The organism is Paraburkholderia solitsugae (genome assembly GCF_013177695.1).
Lineage (GTDB): Bacteria > Pseudomonadota > Gammaproteobacteria > Burkholderiales > Burkholderiaceae > Paraburkholderia > Paraburkholderia solitsugae.
Genome location: NZ_WOEY01000179.1, coordinates 1 through 18768 on the forward strand (window position 1 = coordinate 1; position 18768 = coordinate 18768).

At 61.6% G+C, this 18768-nt stretch carries 16 protein-coding genes and 4 pseudogenes; 6 read left to right on the forward strand and 14 right to left on the reverse strand.

All coding sequences use genetic code 11. The features are described from left to right. Window positions 1-319 precede the first annotated feature (319 nt). The 5 genes and pseudogenes from GNZ12_RS42430 to GNZ12_RS42445 all read right to left on the reverse strand — a co-directional run. A complete protein-coding gene (locus GNZ12_RS42430) occupies window positions 320-1576 on the reverse strand; it encodes an MFS transporter (protein ID WP_172318784.1) in 1257 nt (418 codons plus the stop codon). 177 nt (window positions 1577-1753) lie between these two features. Beyond that, window positions 1754-2581 carry a siderophore-interacting protein gene (locus GNZ12_RS42435; protein WP_172318786.1) on the reverse strand — a complete coding sequence of 276 codons (828 nt, stop codon included), beginning with the start codon at window positions 2579-2581 and terminating at the stop codon, window positions 1754-1756. 82 nt (window positions 2582-2663) lie between these two features. Then, the gene (locus GNZ12_RS45730) at window positions 2664-3686 is read right to left on the reverse strand and encodes a PadR family transcriptional regulator (RefSeq protein WP_407947771.1); all 1023 of its coding nucleotides are present in this window, start codon (window positions 3684-3686) and stop codon (window positions 2664-2666) included. Between the two features lie 542 nt (window positions 3687-4228). Continuing rightward, a pseudogene (locus GNZ12_RS44880) lies at window positions 4229-4432 on the reverse strand (hypothetical protein); the annotation flags it as partial. A 684-nt stretch (window positions 4433-5116) separates the two neighbouring features. Next, a pseudogene (locus GNZ12_RS42445) lies at window positions 5117-6124 on the reverse strand (IS91 family transposase); the annotation flags it as partial. 180 nt (window positions 6125-6304) lie between these two features. Here GNZ12_RS42445 and GNZ12_RS42450 point away from each other — a divergent pair. The 5 genes from GNZ12_RS42450 to GNZ12_RS42470 all read left to right on the forward strand — a co-directional run bounded on the left by GNZ12_RS42450 (window position 6305) and on the right by GNZ12_RS42470 (window position 12065). Beyond that, window positions 6305-7183, forward strand: coding sequence for a tyrosine-type recombinase/integrase (locus tag GNZ12_RS42450; RefSeq protein WP_172318788.1), 879 nt, complete (start codon window positions 6305-6307; stop codon window positions 7181-7183). A gap of 8 nt (window positions 7184-7191) precedes the next feature. Next, window positions 7192-8400 (forward strand): IS91 family transposase, encoded by a 1209-nt coding sequence (locus tag GNZ12_RS42455; protein ID WP_172318790.1) that lies wholly within the window; start codon window positions 7192-7194, stop codon window positions 8398-8400. Between the two features lie 526 nt (window positions 8401-8926). Further along, a complete protein-coding gene (locus GNZ12_RS42460; RefSeq protein ID WP_216673583.1) occupies window positions 8927-10174 on the forward strand; it encodes a site-specific integrase in 1248 nt (415 codons plus the stop codon). Next, on the forward strand, window positions 10171-11079 hold the full coding sequence (locus GNZ12_RS42465; RefSeq protein WP_172318792.1) for a tyrosine-type recombinase/integrase: 909 nt from the start codon (window positions 10171-10173) through the stop codon (window positions 11077-11079). Before GNZ12_RS42460 ends, GNZ12_RS42465 begins: the two co-directional genes overlap by 4 nt. Next, a complete protein-coding gene (locus GNZ12_RS42470) occupies window positions 11076-12065 on the forward strand; it encodes a tyrosine-type recombinase/integrase (protein ID WP_063500952.1) in 990 nt (329 codons plus the stop codon). The genes GNZ12_RS42465 and GNZ12_RS42470 overlap by 4 nt, the downstream gene beginning before the upstream one ends. Window positions 12066-12145: 80 nt before the next feature. Here the strand turns inward: GNZ12_RS42470 and GNZ12_RS42475 are convergent. The 5 genes and pseudogenes from GNZ12_RS42475 to GNZ12_RS42495 all read right to left on the reverse strand — a co-directional run. Continuing rightward, window positions 12146-12325 (reverse strand): annotated as a pseudogene (locus tag GNZ12_RS42475) (transposase zinc-binding domain-containing protein); the annotation flags it as partial. A gap of 20 nt (window positions 12326-12345) precedes the next feature. Beyond that, window positions 12346-13221, reverse strand: coding sequence for a tyrosine-type recombinase/integrase (locus GNZ12_RS42480; protein ID WP_172318794.1), 876 nt, complete (start codon window positions 13219-13221; stop codon window positions 12346-12348). Between the two features lie 259 nt (window positions 13222-13480). After that, entirely contained in the window at window positions 13481-13675 is a 195-nt protein-coding gene (locus GNZ12_RS42485; protein WP_172318796.1) for a hypothetical protein, read from the reverse strand. A gap of 204 nt (window positions 13676-13879) precedes the next feature. Continuing rightward, the gene (locus GNZ12_RS42490) at window positions 13880-14203 is read right to left on the reverse strand and encodes a DUF4148 domain-containing protein (protein ID WP_172318798.1); all 324 of its coding nucleotides are present in this window, start codon (window positions 14201-14203) and stop codon (window positions 13880-13882) included. A gap of 70 nt (window positions 14204-14273) precedes the next feature. Beyond that, a complete protein-coding gene (locus GNZ12_RS42495) occupies window positions 14274-14633 on the reverse strand; it encodes a DUF4148 domain-containing protein (protein ID WP_172318800.1) in 360 nt (119 codons plus the stop codon). A 418-nt stretch (window positions 14634-15051) separates the two neighbouring features. Between GNZ12_RS42495 and GNZ12_RS42500 the strand changes: the two genes are divergently transcribed. Next, a complete protein-coding gene (locus tag GNZ12_RS42500) occupies window positions 15052-15951 on the forward strand; it encodes a LysR family transcriptional regulator (protein ID WP_172318802.1) in 900 nt (299 codons plus the stop codon). Between the two features lie 255 nt (window positions 15952-16206). On the opposite strand, the gene GNZ12_RS42505 is transcribed toward GNZ12_RS42500, so the two are convergent. The 4 genes and pseudogenes from GNZ12_RS42505 to GNZ12_RS42520 form a co-directional block, all read right to left on the reverse strand. After that, complete coding sequence (locus tag GNZ12_RS42505; protein ID WP_235994087.1) at window positions 16207-17220, reverse strand: substrate-binding domain-containing protein; 1014 nt, start codon at window positions 17218-17220, stop codon at window positions 16207-16209. A gap of 80 nt (window positions 17221-17300) precedes the next feature. Beyond that, window positions 17301-17861: a DsrE family protein gene (locus tag GNZ12_RS42510; RefSeq protein ID WP_172318804.1), complete on the reverse strand. Its 561-nt coding sequence runs from the start codon at window positions 17859-17861 to the stop codon at window positions 17301-17303. A gap of 34 nt (window positions 17862-17895) precedes the next feature. After that, window positions 17896-18078 (reverse strand): annotated as a pseudogene (locus tag GNZ12_RS44885) (ferredoxin--NADP reductase); the annotation flags it as partial. A 130-nt stretch (window positions 18079-18208) separates the two neighbouring features. Then, window positions 18209-18454 carry a hypothetical protein gene (locus GNZ12_RS42520; protein ID WP_172318808.1) on the reverse strand — a complete coding sequence of 82 codons (246 nt, stop codon included), beginning with the start codon at window positions 18452-18454 and terminating at the stop codon, window positions 18209-18211. Window positions 18455-18768: the final 314 nt, after the last annotated feature.

Sequence of the window (18768 nt, forward strand, 5' to 3'; positions counted from 1 at the left end):
CGCCTCACCAGATCAACGATGAGTGCGTCCTTCTGCTCCGGTGTCAGGTCCTTGATGTCAGGCATCTTCGTCATGTCCTTCACTATGCACAGCCTGGTAGCAGTTTACAAGCGCTGAATAGTTACGCCGCCGCAAAGAAAGATAAGCAAAGAAAGCGGCTCACACCGCCAGCTCACAAGCGGGTCCCCCGCACAGTCGCGGTAGTGGTGCATCTGGAATCTGTGTTCTCGCACATTCGGCGTGAGTGACAAGGCTGTCATTCTTCCGGCGGCGCTGCGCGCGCCGACGCGGTGGTTCTTAGTGCGTCGGCGTGCTCTCGTCAACCTTGTCCGACTGTGTCACCCCTCAGTGCGCTCGTCGGTGGTAACGCGCTTTGCGCACCGTGTACCCGGGAAACCCAAAACATCCCGACCAGCGCGACGGCGACCGCTACCCAGCCGACCGTGCCATACCCCAAGATTTGCCCCGTCGGCGAACTGCTCAGCATCAAGCCGCCAATCCATGCGCCACAGCCCGTACCCAAGGCCTGTAGCGCACTGTTGGCGCTAAGAAACGCACCCCGGCGCGCAGGCTCGGGTACGGTTGTCAGCAGTGACTGCATGGGTACCATCCGCCCCGACATCAGCACCATGAAGAACGGGAAAAACATTACCAGCGCGTAGTACGGTAGATCCGGCAAATGCGTCACAAACAGGACCGGCAGAAACGAAAGTACCGCTGCAATCCGGAATACGCGTCGCGTGCCGAACCGATCCGCAAGTCTGCCCACCCGGCGCGATGTGAAGAACGTTGCCGCGCCACCCGCCATATACAACCAGGACAACTGCGCCGGGGCGACACCGTGATTGGCGACCAACACCGGTGAGATAAACGGGATCACCAGCATGTGCGCAACCATCATCATGAAAGTCAGCGCAAACGCATTCACATGCCGCGGGTTGCGCAACAGCCGCCACAATTCAGGCAGCACCTCGCCAAGCGCCGGCTGGCGGCGGCTCAAATGCTCCGCAAGCGAAGGGACCAGTTGCCACCCAGCCACCCAGACGAGCAGCGACAGCCCCACCAGCAAGTAGAACGGGGCCGCCCAGTTGAAGTGAGCGCCGAGCATCACGCCGGCCGGTACGCCGGCAATCGCAGCCAGTGAAAAGGCCGTCATGATCGTGCCCGTCGCGGCGCCGCGGCGCTGCACCGGGATCACGTCGCCGACGATCGCCATGATCACGGAACCCAACACGCCACCCGAGATGCCCGCAAAGGCGCGCGCGGCAAGTAGAAGGGGAAAGCTGCTCGCCAGTGCGCACGCGAGATTCGACAACGCGAACAGCGCATAGACGGTCAGCAACAAACGACGCCGGTCGAAGCGGTCGATATAGGTCGCCGCGAATAAACCCGACAACCCCGAACACCACGAATACGCGGATACGGCTGTCGCAAACGCGGCCGGTGTGATACTGAACGAGTGCATGATCTGCGGGCCGAGCGGCATCATCACCATGAAGTCCATGACGATGGTGAACTGCGTCAGCGCAAGCAGCCACAGCAAACGGCGCTCATGCTTTTTGCTAATTGAATACATCGGTCAATTCCTTATTTTCGTTCGACGCATGCCGCGTGCAGGGCTTATGTGGCCGGTGCGGCTCACGCATCGCCGCACGGCCTCCGCATCTTGCACGGCCCACATTGCCCAGCCGGTTCTCACAGATCACACGGCTTGCCGAACGTGCGCAGTTCATTGCGCGCACGCTGCGGACAGTCAGTCGTCGAGCGTTTCATGTACCGCTTCGGTACCCTGTTTCCAGTAGCTAGCCGCGCGAATGCGCGACTTTTCGACGCCACGTTCCGTGCATAGGTGGTAGCGCACAGCACGCATCGTCGCGGATTCGCCGGCGGCCCATACGTAGCCTTCACCGTCTTCGGGCAAGTAGATCTCGCGTACCGCTTGCAGCAAGGCCTCGCCGCGATAACCCGATTCGCTGCGATAGCGCCAGACGATATGCAGTTCGGCCCGCGTCGCGAATTCGATCTGCGCCGACGGATCGGCCACTTCGATCACCGCCGCGACGCGTTTGCCAGCAGGCAGCTCTTCGAGGCGGCGGGCAATGGCCGGCAGCGCGGTGTCGTCGCCGATCAGCAGATGCCAGTCGAAGCCGGTCGGTATCACCAGCGAGCCGCGCGGGCCGCCAATGCCGAGATACTGGCCCACTTTGGCTTGTGCCGCCCACGTTGCAGCCGGGCCGGCTTCGTGCATGGCGAACTCGATGTCCAGTTCGCGCGTTTCAGCGTCGAAGCGGCGCGGCGTGAAATCGCGTGCGATCGGTCGCGGCTGTCCGGCGGGAAACACCGGACCGTCAGGACCGGCTTCCGGCAGCACCGGTTTGTCGGCGCCGGGCTCGGGGAAGAACACTTTCATGTGATCGTCGAACGAAGCGGAGACGAAGTCGTGCAGATCCTCGCCAGTCAAGGTGACGCGAATCATATGCGGGGTCAGTGCCTGCACCTCTTTGACCTGCAACAGACGGAACTTCAGCGGATGTCGTACGCGATAGACCGCCAGATCGGCCCGGTTGTCATTTGCCAGCATAAGCGTGCTACTCCTGTTGGTTTGATTGGCGCTCGGACGTGCTCATGGGCACCTTCGAACGCGCGTGTCGGATGGCGCGATCTCAGGCGGTGAATTTGCCGCCGCCTTCGTCGCTGCCGGGATTGCCTTCGCCTTCGATTTCCTTCGTCGCGCGCATCAGGATCGCGGCGATGCGGCGCTGTTCGTCTGCCGGCACGTTGTCACGACGCAGCAGCGCATGCTTCAGCGCGCGGCGCGCTTCGCTCAGTTCGGGCAGCCAGCCGCCTTCGCTGATGTCGGCCGGCTCTTCACCAGCAAACGCGCGGCGCACGGAATCCATCTTTCGGGCGATATGCGTCAGTTTGGCGAGCATCAATTCGACGCGGTCGCGGTTGGCGGCCAGGTACTCGCGGCCCGTTTCCGACAGTTCGTAACGCTTGCGGTTGCCTTCGAGTTGTACAGTCACGTAGCCGAGTTCTTCCAGATACGTGAGCGCTGGATAGACCATGCCCGGGCTCGGGCTATAGAAGCCGTTCGAGCGCGTTTCGAGCGCCTTGATCAGTTCGTAGCCGTGGCTCGGCTGCGCTTCGATCATCGAAAGCAGCAGCAATTGCAGATCGTCGGAGCTGAATTTGCGCCCGCGCGGAAAACCGTCGCCGTCGCCACCGAAGCCGCCCGGGCCGCCGCCGAAGCGCCCACCACGGCCGCCGCCGCGATGCTCGTGATGGCCGCCGATGGCGTGCCACAGTGCGTGCAGGGAGAAGCGGTCGTGGCGGTAGCCGTAGCCGAATCCGCCGCCGTCACCACGTTCGCCGCGTCCGCCATGGCTGCCATAGCCGCGCTCGTCGCCCTGGAACGCATGCCGGCGGCCACGGCCGCGCTCGCCGTCGTGAAACTCGTGCCGGTCGCCATGGGGGCGCTCGCCACCATGAAACTCGTGCCAATCGTCACGCCCGCAGTGACGGCTTTCGAAGCCTTCACTGCGCGCTTCATCACCGCGCTCACCGCCGAACGCGTAGTGATGGGCGAACGCATGCCAAAGCGCATGCAAAGAGGGGCGGTCATGCCCTGCGAAAAAACCTTCGTCCGCGCCACGCGAACGGGAAAAACGATGTTGATGACGCATCTTGGGTACTCCCATTTGTGTCTTAAGATGTGTCGTAAGATATATATCTAAAGATAGTTTGTCAAACTCATTTTTTGCATCCATCGGCGTGCAACAAAGTCTGCAGGATCGAAAGAACGGCTGTTCAGATACAACAAAGTCTGCGGCAAAGCGGAATTTCATGGTGCGGCGCACAATTTTTAGCGCGGCTGATCTGCAGGTGGGCCCGATACAGGACGAGAGTTGAGGCTCCTGTGGCTCGCGTTGGCCACGCTTGCAAAATATGGGCGTTTCTCGTCTTGCCCATTTTCCAGTTTGCACGCAACTCTTTCGAATGGACGAACGCGTACCACGCGCCTTGCAATGGATCGCAGGCTAAAGCCCAGTCGGTCAGGCGGCGGTTCCAGAATAGTGCGAAACCCCCTCTGGACTACAGGGTGTCGGGCTCGTCATTCCAGCTGATTGAACCGTCCGACTTAAGCAGGGCGCTGCCGAGGCGGCTTGGCCTCGGACCGAACTTGTGGCAGCGGATTTGCGGTGGACGGGCGAGGCGCATGTCGGCGTCAATCAAACAGCGTCGGTAATGCCTCGAACTGACGTGCTTGATTGCGGTTAAGCCCACACCAGCATGGCAACCGAGCGAGCGTTGTTGCCTGAGGATAGATGGAGGCGGTCGAAATCGACGCGTGCCGCAAATTGTCACGCATGGCCGCGAGTTCAACACCATTTGCCAGCGGGTGCGACGCACGCGGATGTCGCAACCAGTGGCTTGGACGCCCCATCCGCGTTGCCTGTTTAACGTGTGGTCCGCAAACTCTGCTGCTGCGAACGTATGATTTGCCGGTGGAGTGGTGAGAACTTCGCTCCGCCTAGAACCTTCCGTGCATCAAATGCGGTGCATGTCTCCACGTTGCCAAGAACAGCCGCGGCTCTCGTGTTCGGGCTTTCTGAGCCAATGTCGTATGAGTGACTCAATTTCGGCCATTGCGGTCATTGGCTCATCAACGGGTCAATGGCCGGTATAGGTTCCTAACCCGACGACGTTCGAGCGAGCTTGGTGAACGACTGCTTTGACCGTTTCGGACCGGCAGTACCCGTTAAGGGTTGTTCGTCGCCTGCCATCGTCCGCAGGAATGTGAGTGCGCCACCGTGCGTTGCTGGCAGGCGACGAACGAGCCTCGATGGAGGAAACCGCGGAGTGCCTCGATACGGCCGGAGTCCTGGAGGCTATGGCGATTGATAGGCCGGGATGGCCAGCAATGTTGATGGATGCGTGGTGCGGTGGGATTCTGGATGCGCGCCGACGCAGTGATGAAGCGGTGCAGTGGCGCAATTGTGGCGGTGAAGCGGACATCTGGGGGACTGCGCGAGGCGACAGGCGCAGACGTCCGCTCGTGGGCCGCGTTGCCGCAAAGCCGACGGTCGGGTTGCACGTCCGGGAAGCGTTACGTTCATGTCTCGGCTCGTCGCATGGGTGGTGCGCGAATGGGCGCAGTGCGTTCCAGTATCTCAATGACGATCATCGGCGCACCACAGTGCCGGCAGACGAAGACCGGAGGGACGGCGTCCTTGGGATCGTCGGGCTGGGTGCTGGTTTCAGGCACGACGTCCAGCAGTTCACGCATCCTCGCGAGGCTGGTGCGGCGCACGGGGTTGGCCAGCAGCCCGTAGTGACGGATGCGATGGAAGCCGCTGGGCAGCACATGCAGCAGGACGCGGCGCATGAACTCGCCGGCTTCGAGCGTCATGGTCTTGTAGCGGGTGCGCCCCGTTGCACGGTAGTCCTTCCAGCGGAAGGTCACACCGCGCTCATCGAATGCGACCAGGCGTTGGTTGGAGATCGCGACGCGGTGCGTATAGCGTGAGAGGTACTCGAGCACCGCTTGCGGTCCGGCGAAGGGACGCTTGGCGTAGATCACCCACTCGCAGGTGCGCAGCGGCGCAAGCCACCGCGCAAAGGCAGCCGCATTGGCAAGCTCTGTGTAGTCGCCGAAGAACTGCAGCTGGCCGTGTCGGTGTGCGTCGGCGAGTGCTTCGAGGAAACGGCGCCGGAACAGGCGCGAGAGCACGCGCACCGGCAGAAAGAAACCGGGCCGGCAGGCGATCCACCGCTCACCATCGGGCGACAGGCCGCCGCCAGGAACGATACCGTGCACGTGCGGATGATGCGTGAGTGCCGAGCCCCAGGTGTGCAGCACCAGCGTGGCGCCGATCTGTGCGCCCAGGTGCCTGGGATCTGCGGCGATGGTACGTAGGGTTTCGGCGGCGATGTCGAACAGGAGTCCGTAGATTACCGCCTTGTTGTACCAGGCGATCGCACTGATCGGCGCGGGCAGCGTGAACACTACGTGGTAGTACTCCACGGGCAGCAGGTCGGCCTGGCGCGCCTCGAGCCAGCGGCGTGCGGCACTGGCCTGGCACTTCATGCAGTGCCGGTTACGGCAGGTAACGGAGTGCACTCCGTTACATGTCTTGTACTAAACCGCTGACGCGGTAGTGGGAGGGAAGCGAAGGCGAGCGGCTGGCGTTCCATGAGGACGGTTATCTGGAGCCGGACCGTAGCGAGGTGGTGAGCAGGCCAGGAGCAGCATGGAGGTGCCCGACCGGGCACTCCATCCACTGTTCCCAGGAGGTCCACCATGACACTGCTCCGCGAACGCATGCAGCACGACATGCTGATCCGGAACCTGGCAGAGAACACCCAGACATCCTATCTGCTGCAGGTCTCCAGTTTCGCCCGACACTTTCGCCGCTCGCCCGAACTGCTGGGTCCCGAAGAGATCCGGGCCTGGCTCGTCCATCTTCGCGAAGAACGCAAGCTGGCACCCGCCAGTCTCGGCCCAACGATCGGCGCACTGCGCTTCCTCTACCGCGTGACGCTCAAACGACCCTGGAGCGACGAGGACTTTCCGTTGCCGAAGAAGCCGTTCAGACTGCCGGTCGTCCTGAGCCTGGAGGAGATCATCACCTTCTTCGGGTCGATCGCCAGTCTCAAGCAGCGCACCATCCTGATGACCGCGTACGCCGCGGGCCTGCGTGTTTCCGAGGTCGTACACCTGAAGGTCACCGATATCGACAGCCAGCGCATGGTCATCCGCGTGAACCAGGGCAAAGGCCACAAGGATCGCTACGTGATGCTCTCGCCGCGGCTGCTCGAGATCCTGCGGCTGTACTGGCACGACGCTCACCCCCGGGACTGGCTCTTTCCAGGTGACATCCCCGGCCAGCCCATCACCCGGTCCGCAGTAGCGCTGGCCTGCCGGGTCGCGCGCCAGCGCAGCGGCATCCAGAAACCCATTACGCCCCATTCGCTGAGGCACGCATTCGCCACGCATCTGCTGGAAAGCGGCACCGACGTGCGCAGGATCCAGCTGCTGATGGGACATCGCGCCTTGTCCACGACTGCTCGCTACCTGAAAGTGGCGACCAGCACCGTGTGCGCGACCACCAGCCCCTTCGATCTGCTGCCGCACCCCGAGCCGCTGCAGCCTCCACCCAGTCCGCCCGAGTATTTCTGAACACCGTCATGCGTGCGGCACTCGAGGTGGCGGATATCTTCCGCCGCTGCGGGCCGCGGTACCGGCAGGGCCATGCCGACGGGCTCAGCCGTGCCCAGCGGCGTGCCATGAGCGCGATCGAACTGTGCCGCACCGCGGCCCTCGGCGGCCATGTCGAACAGTGCGACGCCTGCGGTCACCAGCGCATCGCGTTCAACTCGTGCCGGCATCGCGCCTGCCCGAAGTGCCAGTCGCTCGCCCGCGCGCAATGGCTCGAACACCAGCAGGCTGAGCTGCTCCCCGGGGTCGAGTATTTCCACGTCGTCTTCACGCTGCCCGAGCCCATCGCGGCGCTCGCCTTGCAGAACAAACGCGTGCTCTACGACATCCTGTTCCGCACCAGCGCCGAAACCCTGCGCACGATCGCCGCCGATCCGAAACACCTGGGCGCCGAAATCGGCTTCATCACGGTCCTGCATACCTGGGGGCAGAACCTGCAACACCATCCGCACGTGCATTGCGTGGTACCGGGCGGCGGCATCGCCCCGGACGGCGAACACTGGATTGCCTGTCGCCCCGGTTTCTTCCTGCCCGTGCGGGTGCTCTCACGGCTGTTCCGGCGTCTCTTTCTCGACCAGCTGCGCCATGCCTTCGACACCGGCGCATTGCGTTTCTATGGCCAGCTTGAACCGCTCGCCGACATCCGGGCGTTTGCCGCCTTTCTCGCACGGGCCGCCCAGGCCGAGTGGGTCGTCTATGCGAAGCCTCCCTTCGGCGACGCCCGGCACGTGCTCGACTATCTGGGCCGCTATACCCATCGTGTGGCCATCTCGAACCACCGGCTGGTCAGCTTCGACGATGGCCACGTCACCTTCCGGTGGAAAGACTATAAACACCCCGCCGCAACGAAGACCATGACGCTTGAGGCCGACGAATTCATCCGCCGCTTCCTGCTGCATGTGCCGCCCGACGGCTTCAAGCGCATTCGCAGTTACGGGTGGCTCGCCAATCGCCACCGGACCGCCAGGCTCGCCACCTGCCGCCGGCTGCTCGGCGTCGTGGCTCCCGCAGACGAAATACCCGACCCGATGGAAGACTACCGCGACCGTTACCAGCGACTCACTGGCAGGTCCCTGCGCGATTGCCCCGTCTGCGGCAAGGGGCACATGGTCTGCATCGAAACCTTCCTGCCCGGTGCACTGCCGCGTGCGCCGCCACCCGCCCACCATGTTCACTGATTCCCGTTCACACCACGACCGGTCACGTTTCCATGCGTTCCTGATGGCGACGCGCCCGGCGTTGCCTCATCGTGTCTTTGCCCCAGGCGAACGCCTCGCCATCGGCACCCTTGCCCTCGCCAACCCAACGCCCGCACCAACCTCACGTACTCGTCCACTCCGCTTCATCGTCGTCCCGCGCCCGGCTATCATGCGTCACGCACGCCGGATTACCTTCGCGACCATTCAATGCCCATAGAGGCGACCGCCTGCGGAGCGGTTCAGCACAAACGGATTTTTGGTTACCGATTGCGGTCCGACTTATATGGACTCGCTCATAGGTTCGTAGCCGCAATCGCTAACCAAAAATCCCTCTGCCTTATGGGAAGTTCTGCCTAACGCGGAGTTGCAGATCAGGTTCGGCGCGAATCCGGCTGGCCGTGTCGGTTTGATGTCTGGCAAGTTGCCATTCAACTCCCCATAAAATCGCGGCCTGTCCTTGCTATGGTGGTCTTGCTTTCCCTGGCAACCATCATAGGAGGATGTGATGCTAGACACATACCTGGTGGCACCCAAAACCTTGAAACGCCTGCGCTCCGGGCCCAGCGGAGCCTTCATTGATGACTTTGCTGATGCGCTCGACCGGGACGGATACTCCGCGGCCAGCGCCGTACGTTATCTGCGAGCCGCCGACCATCTGGGCCGCTTCATGCTGGCGCACGGCGGTACCCTGGCCGATGCGGGTCCACAAACTCCAGAAATCTTCTATCGTCATCTGCCTACCTGCACCTGTCCGGAAGCAAAAGGAGGTAAAGCCAACCACCATCTGTATTTCGGTGCCAAGCGCTTTCGCGAATACCTGATTGAGATCGGCGTCTGCCAGGACAACAAGCCCTCGATTGCCGAGATTCGAGAGCCTGAGATCGTGAGCGGTTTCCGGCGATGGTTGCACACGCACCGAGGCGCGAAAGCGTCAACCATTCGGCTCTACTGTCGTGATGCCGCAGTGATGGTGGAGGTGCTTGGTAGTGACGCGACCCGGTGGGACGCAAAGCACGTGCGCACGTTCCTGTTGAACAGTGCCTGCAACTGTGGCATCGGTACCGCAGAAAAGCTGGTCACCAGCGCGCGAGCCTTCCTGCGTTATCTCGGTGTTCAGGGTTTATGTCGAGCCGGACTCGATCAAGCGGTTCCGGCGTTGGCGCACTGGCGCCTGGCGACACTGCCACGGTGTCTGAGCGCTGACGAAGTTGACCGTCTGATTGCCGCATGCGATGGCAATTCACGCGGACGCCTTCGCGATCGCGCGATTGTCCTGTTGCTGGTGCGACTCGGGGTTCGCGCTGGTGACCTGGCGAACCTTCGCATGAGCGATATCGAGTGGGAAACCGGGACGCTGCGCGTCTCGGGAAAGGGACGCTATGAAGTTCGTCTCCCGCTGCCGCAGGATGCTGGTGAGGCACTTCTGCGGTACATCGAGTCGCGACCTCGAGTTGCCTGCAGCGACCACGTCTTTGTTCGAAACATCGCCCCCTTCAAGCCGTTTATCTCAGGCGATTGCATATCGTCGGTAGTGAAGCGTGCACTAAAACGGGCCGGGGTGAGTTCGCCCGCCAAAGGCGCACATCTGCTGCGCCACACAGCGGCGACCGAGATGTTGCGTCATGGGCTTCCCCTCGACCAGATTGGCCAGGTCCTGAGGCATCGCGGCATCGATACCACGGCCTATTACGCCAAGGTCGACGTCGCGCTGCTCAGGCAAATCGCGCAGCCATGGCCGGAGGTGATGAAATGATGCCGGCCGTGGAGTCCTATCTTGCCGCGCGGCGTGCCGCCGGCTTCAAATTACTGAACGCAGACTATCTGTTGCGCAGCTTCGCGTGCTTTGCCGTCAAGCGCGGTGAAACGCACGTTCGCGCGCAAACCGCAATCGACTGGGCCGCCGAGGCTGCGTCGGTGGCCCAGCGTGACGCGAGGCTAAAGACCGTGTGTCGGTTCGCCCGGTATCTGCGTACCGAAGATCAAACTCATGAGCTGCCGCCCGCCCGGTACTTTGGCTACCGAAAGACACGCCGTGTCCCGTTCATCTACTCGCGCGCCGACATCGAGCGCCTGGTCAACGCAGCCTTGCAATCGGGTCCTCGCGATACGTTGCAACCACAGACGTATGCGACATTAATCGCCCTGCTGTCCGCCACCGGCATGCGGATCTCTGAGGCCCTGAACCTGCGGCGTGCCGACATTACCCCCGAAGGATTACTCATTCGAAAGAGCAAATTCCAGAAGAGCCGTCTGGTTCCACTGCACGAGACGGCGGCGGAGGGTTTGCAGAGGTACTTGACCCTGCGGCGGCGGGCCCGTTCGGGTGACGACCATGTGTTCGTTGATGACGATGGGCGCCCGCTCAGATATACGGTCGCTTACTGGATGTTCCAGAAGCTGCTGAAGATCGCCGGCATCGGCACCACCCACAACGGCCACCGTCCCCGCCTACATGAGCTCAGGCACACGTTCGCCGTCAGGGCACTGGAGGTGAGCCCGGAAGGGCGGGACCGTGTTGGGCGGCACATGCTGGCCCTTGCGACCTACATGGGTCACGTCAACATCAACGCCACCTATTGGTATCTGGAGGCAACTCCCGAGCTTCTGCATGACATTGCTGTTGCCGCAGAAGGGTTTCTCACTGGAGAACAGAAATGATCCCGATCGCGCCGCACATTGTGGCATTTCTTCGTCAAAACCTTGCTCATGAGAGAGGCGCCAGCCAACACACCTGCGACTCCTATGCTTGCACCTTCCAGCTCCTGTTCGAGTTTGCCGCCGGGCGACTCAGGATGACGCCGTCGTCGCTAGCGCTGGAGCAGCTCGATGCGAGACTGATCAGCGACTTCCTGGAATATCTGGAAGATACGCGCCAGAACTCGCCCGGGACTCGCAATGTCCGGTTGGCTGCAATCAGGTCCTTCTTCCACTTCCTTGAGTATCGCGAGCCCGCGATACTCGAACAGGCGCGACGAATCCTGGGCATTCCCTACAAGAAAACTGATTCACGGTTAGTGCCGTATCTGGGCGAGGAAGAGGTTCAGGCCCTGCTCGATGCGCCCGATCCGTCAACGCGCGAGGGGATCCGGGACCGGGCGATGCTGCATCTGGCCATCTGCGCTGGACTGCGTGTATCGGAACTGACGGGTTTGCAAGCCGCCGACGTTGTGTTCCCGTCGATGAGCATCCGTGTTCACGGCAAGGGTCGGCGGGAGCGCGCATTGCCCCTGTGGAAAACGACTGCTAATGCATTGCGTGCCTGGATAGCGGTACGGGGAGCTGTTGCAGTACCGGAATTGTTCGTCAATGCTCGCGGTGAAGCAATGAGTCGCTGGGGTTTCGCGTATATCCTTAAATGCCATGCTGAGACAGCTCGTCATACGTGTCCCTCGCTATCGAAGAAGCAGGTATCACCACATGTATTGAGGCATACCTGCGCAATGATAGTACTACGAAGCACTCAGGATATCCGGAAAGTGTCCTTATGGCTCGGGCATAGCGATCTGGCGACCACTGAAATCTACACTCGCGCTGACCCAACTGAGAAGCTCGAAGCCCTCAATGCGATCGTCCCACCACATTTGCGCAGGGGTTCGTTTCGGCCGTCCGACAAGGTAATCGCCATGCTCAGGGCCAAGCTTTAATGGAGAGTTAAACGGGCGCGTAGTCCGCTCCGCGCTCGCTCCGAGACATCTTCTCCCCATATGGAACCACTTCCCATAAGGCAGGAGTTGTACTCGACCTCGATGTGGTCGCACCCCGAACAGCGCAGCACATGCCCGCCCAGCGCCGCGGTGCGGCACTGTTCGATAGCCGACATGACCTTCAGCTGCCCCAGGCTCAGGTGTGCGGTTGCCCGCCACGCTGGCCCGTGGCTGCGGAAGATATCCGCAACCTCCAGCATGAGGCGCTACAGCGCGCAGCTTACTCGGAGGGCAGGCGGTCCAGCGGACTGGTGACTTCGTGCAGCAGGTCGGTGGCCACCTGGACGTAGAGCGCGGTGTTCTCGAGCTTCGCGTGGCCGAGCAGTACCTGGATTACGCGGATGTCCACCTTCTGTTCGAGCAGGTGTGTCGCAAAACTGTGCCTCAAGGTATGCATGGATACGCGCTTGTCGATGTGTGCGGCCTCTGCGGCGGCATGGATGGCGCGATTCAACTGTCGCGTGCTGAGCGCATCGACGGGATCGAGCCCGGGAAAGAGCCACCCACCATCCAGCATCCTGCCCTGGGCCCGGGCTACATGCCACCAGACGCGCAGGCGCTCGAGCAGCACCGGCGAGAGCATGGCGTAGCGGTCCCGACGGCCCTTGCCCTGCTCAATGCGCAGCGTCATACGTTGACTGTCGATGTCACCGACCTTCAGGGCCACGACTTCGCTTGCGCGCAGTCCTGCGCCGTAAGCGACTGACAGGGCGGTCTGGTGCTTGAGATTGCCGGCCGCCTCGATGAGGCGGCGCACTTCATCGGGACTGAGCACGACGGGCAGTGTACGGGGCACGCGCACGGGGTGCATCCTGACCATCAGGTCAGGCCGGTCGAGCGTGACCCCGAAGAAGAACTTCAGGCCGGTGATGGCATGATTGAGCGACACGGGCGATGTGCCGTGATCGACGAGATGCAGCTGGTAGCGCCGCAGGTCCTCGACGGTGGCCGTGTCAGGTGAGCGCCCGAGAAACCGGGCAAATTCGCGCACAATGCGCAGATAGATGTCCTGTGTCTTCGGCGACAACTGGCGCATGTGCATGTCGTCGATCATGCGCTGGCGCAGTGGACTGGCGTTTGCCTGTGAGGAGGTCATGATTCGGCTCCTGTTGGAGAGCGAGGCGGATTGCCTCATTCGCCAACATACGGAACCGCGCGGCGGACCTCCCATGAACCGCACGCGCTGGCCGGAGCCCCCTACCGCGCGAGCGGTTTCGTTCTTCGGCCCGTTCTGGCCATTTGACCTCGCGTCAGGTCACCGGCAACTTACTGAGTACCAGCGGACATCAAAGTGTGCGTGCCCACGAACAACAGTTTCGCGACCGCACATGACGGAACGCCAGTGCCAGGGAACATCAGTTTCCGGATTCTCTTCTGTTGCGGCGACACCATCTGCTCGAAAGCCGCGCCAGCCGGAACATTGATCCGAATGCCAACACCAGGAGGGCACCGACCAGGCTGTAGTCGACGTTACACATCAGATCGGTCAGATAGAACGTCGGGAGCGCGACGAGCGGGTGGTAAATCGCGCGACTTATCAGGTCTTCCATCGGTTTCTCGCAGTAGCTTGGCTGCACAAGCCGGCAAATTACTGTGAACGCGTCAGTTAGCAAAAGTGGATCGCAATATCAGGATTGCCGCATCGGGTTCGTCGCTCGTCATGCCGGTAGACGGCGGCAGACACCCGCTGCTGGCGTGTCTCCGCTTTGCCCAATGTGCGTCGCCGGACACCACCCAAATGGACTGACACATTGTCAATGCCCGGCATACAGGGAACGGGGCGAAATTGCATTTGCCGCCATACCTGTCTGCGAGGAACTGGCCTGCGCGATACCGCCCACGGCGTCGGCCGCGAGCCGGGCACCGTCCTGTTCAGCAATTTTTGCTTCGGCGGCCTGGATATCGGCGGGATAGTCCGGATCGTCGCCTGCTGAGGGGTTATAGCCCGCCTGCTCGACACGGATGAGATCCGCGCGCACCTGCGCACGGGGCAACTGGCCGGATGTGGCTTGCGCGAAGGTCAGTGCCGGGCTCGCGAGCGCGCTGACGACGAGGGTCAGGCAAATAAGCGTCTTCATGACTTGATCTCCTTCAATGAATGATGGGTGGTACTGGGCATTGGGTCGGCGTGCGCGACATGTTGCTGCGTCAGCTGCCGAAATACGGCGTACAAAAGCTGACTGGTCCGACGCAGGAAGGAATAGCCGCATGACTTTGACCGATGCCGGCTTTGCCTGCCGCTTCTCGCTGGCCGGCGGCGCTCGAACCCGACATGCCGGCACCCGTGCCGCTTTCGCTTTGCTGCTTGAGCTGGGCTGCCTGTTGCGCAAAGACCGGGTTGACGTCGGGATACGACGTGTCGGTCACGAAACGCAGGCCGTTGTTTTCTGCCTGGATCAGTTCCTGACGGACTTCCGCGCGGGTCTTCTCCTGGGCGGACGCGTTGGAAGCGATACCTGCCGACGCGAGCAGGATCATGGAAAGGCTCAGCACATAACGCTTATTCATTTCGAACTCCTAAATTGACGATTAAGAAATAGACACTGGCTACGTCATGGTGAACACAGAAAACCTGACTCTATTCCCAGCAGGGACTGCCAGAGCGATGCTCGTCTGCCGCGTTCGTGGCGCAAATCTGCGCGAGCCGGGGGTTGCATGTGCAGATCTTGTCTAGCGCCTCCATGTACACATCGTATTCACCAGGAAGCCAGAAATAAAATATATTGTTGGGATACGATCCATATCTGCAACGCATGCCGCTGAAAGGTGAATGTGGGGTTGTGCCTGCAAACGCGGTGCGAATCGGCGCCAATGGCGTGCGCGGACGCGACTGCACTGCATTGCATTGCGAAGGAAGGCTTCGCGACAGGTACGGCATGTGTGGCGAGGTCCAGCGCATGCGCAGTTTCCGGGAATTACAGTTGCGATGAACTTTACTCATCTATTGGCGTTTTTCGAGGTCGCGCGCGCGGGCAGCGTTAGCGGGGGGGCCGAACGCCTGCGCGTGAGCCAGCCGGCGGTCACGCGGGAAATCAGGGAACTGGAGGAACGGCTTGGACTTGTGCTGTTCGACCGGCTGCCGAGAGGGGTCGCGCTGACCGACGCGGGGTCGACGCTGTTCCGCTACGCCGAGCAGATCTTCTCGCTTGCCGACGCGGCGGAATGGGAACTGCGGGAACTGGCCGGTCTCAGCGCCGGGCATGTGAAGATAGGCGCCAGCGCGACGGTCGGCGTGTATCTCGTGCCGGATATGATTGCGCAATTTAACGCCAGCCACCCTCAGGTCGCAATCGACCTGACGGTTACCAACACCGAGCAAGTCGAAGCCGGTTTGTGCAACCATGCCTTTGCACTCGGCTTCATCGAGGGGCCATTCGATAACACGATTCTGCATTCCCGTCCGATCGGAGCCGACGAAATCGCCGCGGTCGTCGCGGCCGGACATCCACGTGCCGGGCAGAAGCTATCGTCGCGCGATCTGACTGCGCATACGGTCATTCTGCGTGAGCCCGGTTCGGGCACGCGTGCGGTTGTTGAGGAGGCTTACGGGCATATCGGTCTGCAAATTGACCCACTAATGTCCATCAGCGACACCGAAGCCATCAAGCGGATGCTGCTTGCCCAGCACGCCATCGCTTACGTTTCGCTGCTCAGTGTGAAGGACGAGTTGCGCCGCGGCGAGCTGACGGTGCTCGAAGTGGACGATCTTCGCATCGAGCGCCCGCTGCACATGGTGTGGCTCAAGGGGCGGTCACTATCGCCGAGTACGCAGGGTTTTTTCGACCTGGTGCTGGCGCGGGTCGCAGCGGATGCCGCAGCGCGCTGACGTTGTTGGCCGCGAGGCCTGTCACGGTGGCGTCCGCGTTTCGCATGGCCTGCTCGACGTGTTCCCGCGAAGACGCCGGCGACAGCAGTTCGACTAGCGTACGCACGTAACCTCGCATTGAAACATCGCTCGAACCGCCTCGCGTACGAATCGGAATTGATGGAGGTTCACGGAGCGATCCCGGACTGGAAGATGACTGGATGCCGGGTTACCAAGGGCAACCCGGCACGAGATGCAAGCTGATGGCAGGCGCGTTCACCCGGCGTTAGCCTGGTAGGGCTTGAACCCGTACCGTTCGAAGATCGCGAGCCCTGCGGGCGAGCGGATGAAGTCCAGCCAACGTTGAGCCGCCTCGGCGTGAGGCGCATGCGTTGTCATGGCCCCCGCATAGATCGCCGTCGTGTTGTCGACCGTAGGAATGTCCACATGACTGATGGGATAGCCGGCCTGTTCCTCGAACATCGCCTCGGATTGCCAGGTGACACCTGCCTGCGCCTTGCCTTGCATGATCCACAGCGGCGTTTGCCGGTGATGGATGTGCGTCAGCACGGTTGACCCGTCGGCGACTTTGGTGCCGTAGACGTCGTTGAGCAGCGTGTCGCCCCCCGCATGTTCGAGCGACGTCTTGATCTGCCGTGCGATCCCCTCGAATTTGGGATTCGGCATCGCCAGCCGAACCTCGGGCCGGCCGAGATCGGCGAGTCCTGAGATATGGGCAGGGTTGCCGTGCGGCACCATGATGGTCAGTGTATTCGTCACATACGGCACCGCCGGCGCCTGCAGGCGTCCGACGTCAATCTGCTTCTGCACGGCCTTCAGCCCAGCGAGATACACGTCAGCCGGGACAGTCCAGGTCATGTTGCCGACCGTGACCGTGCCGCCGTCTGCCATCTGCTTCACCAGCAGGCCCGGGGGAATCGTCTCCCAGTAGACGTGGCCTTTGTATTGTGGGTAACGCGCTTCGAACGCCTGCACGAGCGGCGCCATCGCAAAGAAGTAGTTTCCACCGACATAGAGCGCGAGCGACGGATGAACCGGGTCGCCATGGAAATCGGCAAGATTGTCCGCGTCGGGTTCGGTGAACGACAGGCCGCGTACCGGACTGTCATTGTTCGCACCGTGTTGCCACGGTGGATAGACGCCCTGGCTATGCGCGATGCCGGCGGTGCCGGGTGCCGGCTCGCCCTCCGCATGGGCAGATCCGATGATGAGGGCGCCGATGGCGCTCATCATGCACAAGGCAAGCGTGTTTCGGTTGATGGTTGACATGCAGTGGACTCCAGATGATCAACGAAGGTACGCGCACTGCACGGCAGTTCGCACCACCCGCACGCGCGACGAACGTGCAGTTACAGCTGCATCAGCGCATAACCCTGCTGCTGGAGCGCAGTGACAGTGGTCAGGCCGGACAGCGCAAGCGTGACATCCCGATTGATCCAGTCGTACTGGAAATGATGCTCGGCCACTGCCTGCCCGCATACCGCGATCGTCACGCCTGCCTTCGTGAGCTCGGCAATCAGCGGGAGATTGGGGTTGGGCACGCCAAACGCTGCCCGGTAGTGCGCATCGTCGAGCGCGATCGGTGTCGCCGCGCCATACGCAACAGCTACGAATTTCAGTTTCGCCAGTGGTACACCTGAAGCGGCGTAGAGATTGACCGTGCGCGCCACGTGATCCAGCGCTGGGTTGGCCTTGTCAGGCTGTGGGGCGGCCTCAGTCAGCGCAAAGACCACCTTGTAGGTATGGCCAGGCTGTGGTTTGAACGCGCTGTCGGGCAGATAGTGCATGTTGCCGTAGCCCTGAATCGTGGGTGTCGTCCAGAAGCCGGCTGGATCGGTCGGCGCTGCGAGCGCTGACGCAGAAGCAACCGCAACGAGCGCGGTAGCGAAAAGAGTTTTGATTCTGTTCATGACTAATTCTCTCAATGGCGATGTATCAAAGGTTAATGTAGTCGCGATAGGCAAGTTCACGGACGTACCGGCAGGTGTGGGCGAGCACGATGTGATCGTAACGCTCGTATGCCGCCGGATCGCGAATCACGCTCATGAATGGCGCGAGACCCGTGCCGGTAGACAGTAGCCACAACACACTGCCGGGCAGCAGGTTGTCGACGATCAGCGTGCCGGTCGCCTCGCCGCGCTCGGTCCCGGCACTGCGGTATTTATCTGTTGCGGGGCAGGTAAAGCTGATGCACCGCTCGACATCGGGAAGGAACGAGCATCGATGCATGCGCGAGTGCGCACTACTCTCACGGTCCCTACAGCGTGGCATCGAGGCGTGCTAGCGAGCCGTCCTTTTCTGCCGGATCCAGTCGGTCATAGACCTGCTTGCGCGTTAGCCCGTGCGCCTGCTGGACAGTGGGGTCGGAGGGTGCCTGTTGGGTTTGCGAAACTTGCGGCTGCGAGGCACCGGCGTCTTGTTGAGCAGCATTGGCTGCCGAACAGAAAAGCGATGCCGTGAGTATCAACGCGACAGAGGCGGCGGAACAGAAGAGCTTGCTCATTTTTGGTCCTTACACTTGGGTTGAGTATGCAGCCCGTTGCGATCGACTAATTGTCGAGAATGCATGGACTCAGTGTAGGGACGTCGGTCATTCAGGAAAAATACAATACTGATATCTCTGCCATGCGTTGCGTCTATATGGATGTGCTCGTCGATGGGCAAATATAAAAACGCGATGTCATTAAGTTACTGGACTTTAGACACCCGAACGGAGTCCGCGACCATGGTTGACGAATGGTCGTGGAGCAGCGAACGAGACCGAGATTGCGATGAAACGTTTGTGCGGGGCCGCAGAAGCGGCATCACACGGAAAGT